Origin of the sequence: Dokdonella sp. (assembly GCF_051958935.1) — a bacterium.
Lineage (GTDB): Bacteria > Pseudomonadota > Gammaproteobacteria > Xanthomonadales > Rhodanobacteraceae > Dokdonella_A.
In genome coordinates this window covers 1-6,817 of sequence record NZ_JBQCFP010000076.1, presented here as the reverse complement: position 1 = coordinate 6,817, position 6,817 = coordinate 1, and the positions used below count along the sequence as shown (strand labels likewise).

Below are 6,817 nucleotides of genomic sequence, written 5' to 3'. Positions count from 1 at the left end.
CTTACACCCGTGCGGCGGCCCGCGCGGGGCCCGCCGGCGGTCTCGCGGCGGGCCCACGATCAGGGCCGCCGCCCGTCCCCGATCAACCGACCGCATCCCCCGAGCGATGCGCCACCCACGCGCCGACCAGGGCTGACGCGTACGGGATCGCCTGCGCCGCGAGGATCGCGATCCACAGGCGGCCCTCGATGTAGTTGATGCCCGAGGAGTTGATCATGCCGATCACGCAGGCGACGAGGGCGAGGAACAGCAGCATCTCCTCGCTCACCGAGGTGAACGGATTGGGCTTCTTGCCGATGCGTCGGCTCTTCGCGGTGCGGATGAACTCGCCCTTCTTGCGCCAGAGGCCTTCGAAGATGCCGCGCGCGATCGCATGCGAGAGGCTCATGCTCGCGACGGACGCGGCGATCGTGTCCTTCCACGAACACGGCACGCGCACGCGGTAGAGGATGAATCCGAACGCGGCCTTGAACACGAAGAATCCGATCAGCGGCACGAGGAAGAGGTACATCGGCAGCGTGAACCAGCGCGGCGCGAGCACCATGCCGAGCGTCCACAGCATCGCCATCAGCGTGAAAACGAGGTGAAGCGCGTCGCCGAACCAGGAGAACCAGCCGGTGAGGAAGTGGAAGCGCTGGCCGCGCGTGAGCGTGGATGTCTTGGATGTCATCCAGTCCCAGCGCGCCTTCATGATCTGCATCGCGCCGAAGGCCCAGCGGTAACGCTGCGACTTGTACGCCTTGAAGTCGGCCGGGGTCAGGCCCTTGCCCATGAGCTCGTCGACGTAGACGAGTTCGTAGCCGGCCTTCATCAGCCGCAGGCCGAGCTCGGCGTCCTCGCAGATGGTCCATTCGGACCACGCGCCGGTATTGGCGAGCACGTCCTTGCGCACCATCGTCATCGTGCCGTGCTGGATGATCGCGTTGCGCTCGTTGCGATGGTGCATGCCGATGCGGAAGAAGCCGTCGTACTCCCAATTGGTCATGCGGCGGAACGCGTTGTGCTCCCACTCGCGATGCGCCTGCGGGCACTGCACGACGGCGACCTTGGGATCGGCGAAGTAGCCGGTCAGCGCGCGCAACCAGTCGCTGCGCACCTCGTAGTCGGCGTCGACGACCGCGACCACTTCGGCGCGCGGATCGGTGACCTCGAGGCCGTAATTGAGCGCGCCCGCCTTGAAGCCGGGCCATGGCTCGAGATGGTAGAAGCGGAACCGGGCCCCGAGCTTCGCGCAATGCGCCTCGACCGGCTTCCACACCTCCGGATTCTTCGTGTTGTTGTCGAGGACGATGACCTCGTAGTCCTCGTAGTCGAGCGCGGCGAGCGAATCGAGCGTGAGGATGACCATCTCGGGCGGCTCGTTGTAGCAGGCGAGATGGATCGACACGAACGGCTGCGGATCGCCGGGCTGCGGCTTGAGCGGCAGGAATTCGCGCAGCCAGCGCGGGCGCCACAGCACTTCGGTGAACTCGAAGCCGTTGATGAGCAGGATCAGGATGATCGCGAGCTGCGCCGGGAACAGCAGCAGCAACATCGCCCAGTCGAACGGGTCGAGGTAGAAGTCGTAGGGCAGCGTCGCCATCCAGACGAGGATCGATGCGCTGAGCTGGATCAGGGCGAGGAAGAACGCGAGGCCCATCGCGCGGAAGCGGATGAAGTGGCGCGCGAACCAGAACATCGGGAGCAGCGCGATCAGCGAGGCGAGCCCGGCCTTCCACGGCCAGATAGGATCTTCGATCACCGTGCCCGTGAACGAGAACTTCGGCTGCCGACTCGCGTTGAACACGCCCCAGTACGCCTCGACGCGGCCGCCGATGCCTTCCTTCCACGGCTGGTCGATCGCTTCCATCACGTAGTAGTCGATCTTCTCGCGCGCGGCGACGTTGAACCAGTCGCGCAGGAAGTGCGCTTCATCGGCCAGCGAGGGCTGCGCGTATTCGCGGCGGTTGCCGTTCGACGGCCAGCCGACCTCGCCGATCACGATGGGCTTGTCCGGGAACAGCTTCTGCAGTTCGCGGTACTGGCCGAGCACGAAGCCGACCGCGTCCTTGCGCGGCACGCGCTCCCAGTACGGCAGGATGTGCACGGTGATGAAGTCGACGTGCTGCGCGAGTTCGGGGTGGCGCTGCCAGGTGTCGAGCGGTTCGGCCGTCGATACCGGCACCTTCAGCTGCGCACGCGCGCGGTCGAGGTAGCCGATCAGCGACTTCACGCTGGTGTCGCCGCGCAGGATGACTTCGTTGCCGACGATCACGCGGTCGATGTTGTCGTTCTTGCGCACGACCGCGATCAATGCGGCGAGCTCGCTTTCGTTGCGTTCGGAGCGACCCTCGATCCACGCGCCCGCCATCACGCGCAGGCCGTAGAACTTGGCGATACGCGGGATCTGCGGGTTTTCCGCGGTGGAGTAGGTGCGGATGCGCTTGGTGTACTGCGACAGCATGCGGATGTCGCTGTCGAGCTCCGCCTCGCTCGGGAAGATCAGCTTGGTCGGGTCCTGGTAGCGCTGCGACGGGTTGTAGGCGAAGCCCGCGACCTCGCCTTGCCAGTCGGCGATGTGCACCGGCCGGTTGAGGAAGCCCCACAGCCCGATGTTGAGCGCCGCGACGACGAGGGTCAGGGCGAGCGCGCGCCAGAACGACTTGCGCACGACGGGAGGCGGGGTGGCGTTCAAAGAGGGTCTCGGCTTGGGTAAAAACGGGCGCAAAACGCGTTGCAGCATAGCGGAACGCCGCGCGGCGCCTCAATGCGCGGGGAAGCGGAACGGCGTCCCGCGAGCCGCTCGCGGGACGCCCCGGGCGGTCCGGCCGCCGTCCACCCATGCGGTGGGACGAAGTCGCAAGGTGGGACGCAGCCCGCGAGAGCGGACGGGCGTATGGCAGATCCCGGTGCGAGTCACACCGCAGGGTGACGACCTTGCGGCCGTGGATGACCGAATGCGGTGCAACTCGCCGCTTCGCGGCTGCGTCCCACCCTACCGGCTGCGCCGCAATTGCGCGAGCACGATAGGGGCGAGCGCGAGCACCGCCATGCCGAGCAGCGGCAGCAGCACGCTGCGGTGCGCGAACAGGTTGAGCGATACCGTGCCCTCGCGCGCGATGGTCTCGGTAAGCCCGGCGCCGAGCGCGGTCTCGAAGGCGATCATCACGCTGCCGCCGGTCGCCGTTGCCAGCAGGAACAGCCACAACGGGCAGCCGAGGCCGGCGAGCGCGATGGTCACGCCGCCGAACGGGAAGAACGGCACGAGACGCAGGAACATCGCGTAGCTCACCGGGTAGGCGCGGTAGCCGCTGCGCACGCGTTCGACCCACGCCGGCGCGGTGCCGTCGCCGGAGGCGAACGCGGAGCGGCTCGCGAAGAACAGGATCAGGGCGCCGAGCGTCGTGCCGAGCGACGACAGCAGGGTGCCCTCGACGATGCCGAACAGCATCCCGCCGGCGAGCACGACGACCACCGCGCCAGGGATGCCGGTGGCGATCGCGAGCATCATGAGGCCGATCTGGGCGAGCGCGGCGAGCACCGGATGGGCGGTGATCGCGGCGCGCAACTCGGCTTCTTCCTGCGCGACGCGGTGCGGATCGAAGCGATCGAGCGCGCCGCCGAGGAACAGCGCGACGCCGATCGCGACCAGCACGAGCAACGGCAGGAAAGCGCGCAGACGTTTCATCGTCGTCCGTGAGTGAAACCGCTGGACGCAGCGGCGGCGTGGCGCCGGCAAGGATAACGGCAGCGGCGTGCGACCGGTACCCGGCGATGCTTCACGCCGGCGCGCGCGCGTAAACGGTGATTTCCTCGCGGTCGTGGTAGAGCTGCTTCGCGCGAACTTCGATGCGCCGGCCTTTCGTGGCGAGCGCGCCGGCGACGAGATCCAGGCACAGGCGCACCTCGTCGTAGCGCTTCTTCATCGGCAGCTTGAGATTGAAGATCGCATGCCGGCATAGCCCTTCCGCGAGCCAGTGCGCCATCAGTTCGGCGACGCGGCGCGGCTGCTCCACCATGTCGCAGACGAGCCAGTCGACGGCGCGCGGCGGGCGGTAGCGGAAGCCGTCCGCGCGCAGGTGATCGACCAGGCCGGACGCGAGCAGGGCCGCGTCCATCGGTCCGTTGTCAACCGCGGTCACGTGCAGGGAACGCGCGACGAGCTGCCAGGTCCAGCCGCCTGGCGACGCGCCGAGGTCGACCGCGCGCATGCCGGGCTTTAGCCAGCGCTCGCGCTCGCCCTCGTCGAGCAGCACGAGCAGCGCTTCCTCGAGCTTGAGCGTCGAGCGGCTCGGCGCGCTGCGCGGGAACTTGAGGCGCGGGATGCCTCCAGGCCAGGGTGCGGTCGCGGTGCGGTCGGCGATGGCGACGTAGGCGGCATCGGTCGCGGTCATGCACAGGTGCAGGCGCCATTGCGCGTCGCGGTCGATGAGCTTGCGTTGCTTGAGCGCCGCGACGAGCGCCGCCTCGAGGCCGCGACAGAGCGGCGCCAGTTCACGCGCTGCGTCGCTGTCCGGGGCTTCGACCCAGGCGTCGCACCAGCGACGCGGCCCGCCGAGGCCAGCCTCGCCTTCGATCATCGGCAGCAGCACCGAGAGGCGATCCTTCGGCGGCAGGTCGCGCGCTTCGCCGAGCACGCCGAGCAGCTGGCGCGCGAACACGAGGTCGCGCCAGCTTCCGGCGAGCGCCGGCGCATCGTCGCTGACGAACTCGACATAGCCCGTGCCGCGCGCCGCACGTGCGTAGCCGGCACCCGACTGGCGCACATCGAGCGCGGCGAGCTCCTGCGCGCATTCGCCCTCGAAACCGGGGCGGCAGTAGGCGAGCAGGCGGCGGAGGGCGGGTGCGGACATGGGCAGGCGGGCGGGGCGGCTGCGCATGATGCCGGGCCCGCGCCGTGCTGGCGAGTGTGACGGTGTGAGGGGAATGCGCGCCCGGCTCCGTATAGCGTGTCGCCGCCGGAGCTCCCCGGCCGCGGCCAAGGCCGCAGGAGGATCGCCATGAGGAATGCATTCCCACGCCGGGCCGCCGTCGCGGCAGCGCTCGCGGCCAGCGTGCCGCTCGCGGCCATGCACCCGGCCGGCTCCGCCGCGGCCGCGGTCGCGGTCAGCGTGGACACCGGCGCCGACGTGCACCCGTTCAGCCCGCTCATCTTCGGCATCGCCTACGGCGACGGCGCGCGCAACGCGGTGATCGGCTATCCGCTGCGCCGCTGGGGCGGCAACTCGGCGACGCGCTACAACTGGCAGGTCGACGTGCACAACACGGCGTCGGACTGGTATTTCGAGAACATCCCGGGCGCGTCGGACCGCAGCCATGTGCCGCCGCTCGGCAATGATGCCGATGCCTTCATCGGCGAGGCGCGCGATTACGGCGCCGACGTGCTGCTGACGATCCCGACGATCGGCTGGACGCCGCGTGCGGACAGTCCGCAGCAGCACCCGTATTTCGCCGGTTTCTCGGTCACGAAATACGGCGTACAGGAACCGCCCAATCCATGGACCGCCGCGACCGACCCGTGGGACCCCGACGCCGGCAGCGGCGAATGCCTGCCGGCGCACAACCCGTCGCCGAACTGCGTCGCCTACAGCGAGGGCTACCACCTCGTCAACAACGACCCGCACGACACCTCGATCGAGGTCGCGCCCGCGTTCTGGATGGAGTGGATCGCACACCTGCAGGCGACATTCGGCAACGCCGCGAATGGCGGCGTGCGCTACTACTCGCTCGACAACGAAGTGATGCTGTGGAACTCGACGCACCGCGACGTGCACCCGGCGCCGACCACATACGACGAAACCTGGAACAAGGCGTTCGCGTACGGCGGCGCGATCAAGCAGCAGGACCCGGCGGCCAAGGTCACCGGCCCGGTGACCTGGGGCTACTGCGACCTGTTCGGCTCGGCCGCGGACAACTGCGCCGAAGGCAGCGATCGCGAAGCGCACGGCGGCATGCCGTTCGTCGCCTGGTACCTGCAGCAGGTGTGCACGCACCCGCTGGCGGGCGGCGCGCGCGCGGTCGATGTCCTGGATCTCCACTACTACCCGCAAGGGGGCGTCGCGCTCAACGACGACGATTCGGCGTCGACCGCCGCGCGCCGGCTGCGCTCGCTCAAGGAACTGTACGACCCGAACTGGGTTTCCGAATCGTGGATCGCCGACCTCGGCGACAACGACGCCAACCACTACAGCAAGCCGAACCTGATCCCGCGCGTGCGCGGCTGGATTGACCAGTACTGCCCCGGCACGAAGCTCGCGATCACCGAATACAACTGGGGCAACGACGGCACGACGAGCGGTGCGGTCGCGCAGGCCGAGTTGTTCGGCATCTTCGCGCGCGAAGGGGTCGACATGGCGACGCGCTGGGTCGCGCCGGAAGCGAACTCGCTCGCCGAGCGTGCCTTCACGCTGTTCCTGGACTACGACGGCGCCGGTGCGCGCGTCGCCGGCAACAGCGTGCGTGCGCAGAGCGCGAACGTCGACCAGGTCGGCGCCTATGCGTTCACTTCGGGTGGCCGCACGATGGTGTTGCTCACCAACAAGACGACGACCGCGCAGGACGTGGGCGTCGCGTTCGCGAGCGCACCCGGCACGGCCTGGACGCTCTACGGGTTCGATGCGACGCATGCGGTGCATTCGATCGCGACAGGCACGATGGCCGGCACCAGCGTGGCGCTGACCGGTTTGCCCCCGATGTCGGCGAACCTGCTCGTCGTGGCGGGCGCGGACACGATCTTCCGCAACGGGTTCGATTGAACGAGCGCCTCGCGGCGGGCCCCGCCATGGGCGTACCCCCCCAACCCCCCCCCGCCCCGCCCGGGGAGGCGGGTTGGCGGCGT

At 69.0% G+C, this 6,817-nt stretch carries 4 protein-coding genes; 1 reads left to right on the top strand and 3 read right to left on the bottom strand.

Features of this window, described 5'->3' with window-relative positions:
* Nucleotides 1–82 precede the first annotated feature (82 nt).
* From ACTHK2_RS06875 to rlmM, 3 genes are all read right to left on the bottom strand, one after another.
* Complete coding sequence (locus tag ACTHK2_RS06875) at nucleotides 83–2,674, bottom strand: glycosyltransferase (RefSeq protein ID WP_440244965.1); 2,592 nt, start codon at nucleotides 2,672–2,674, stop codon at nucleotides 83–85.
* Between the two features lie 300 nt (nucleotides 2,675–2,974).
* Nucleotides 2,975–3,667: a TVP38/TMEM64 family protein gene (locus ACTHK2_RS06870; protein ID WP_440244964.1), complete on the bottom strand. Its 693-nt coding sequence runs from the start codon at nucleotides 3,665–3,667 to the stop codon at nucleotides 2,975–2,977.
* A 91-nt stretch (nucleotides 3,668–3,758) separates the two neighbouring features.
* Nucleotides 3,759–4,832, bottom strand: coding sequence for a 23S rRNA (cytidine(2498)-2'-O)-methyltransferase RlmM (gene rlmM / locus ACTHK2_RS06865; protein ID WP_440244963.1), 1,074 nt, complete (start codon nucleotides 4,830–4,832; stop codon nucleotides 3,759–3,761).
* 147 nt (nucleotides 4,833–4,979) lie between these two features.
* Here rlmM and ACTHK2_RS06860 point away from each other — a divergent pair, with 147 nt between their 5' ends.
* A complete protein-coding gene (locus ACTHK2_RS06860) occupies nucleotides 4,980–6,734 on the top strand; it encodes a glycoside hydrolase family 44 protein (protein ID WP_440244962.1) in 1,755 nt (584 codons plus the stop codon).
* Nucleotides 6,735–6,817 lie beyond the last annotated feature (83 nt).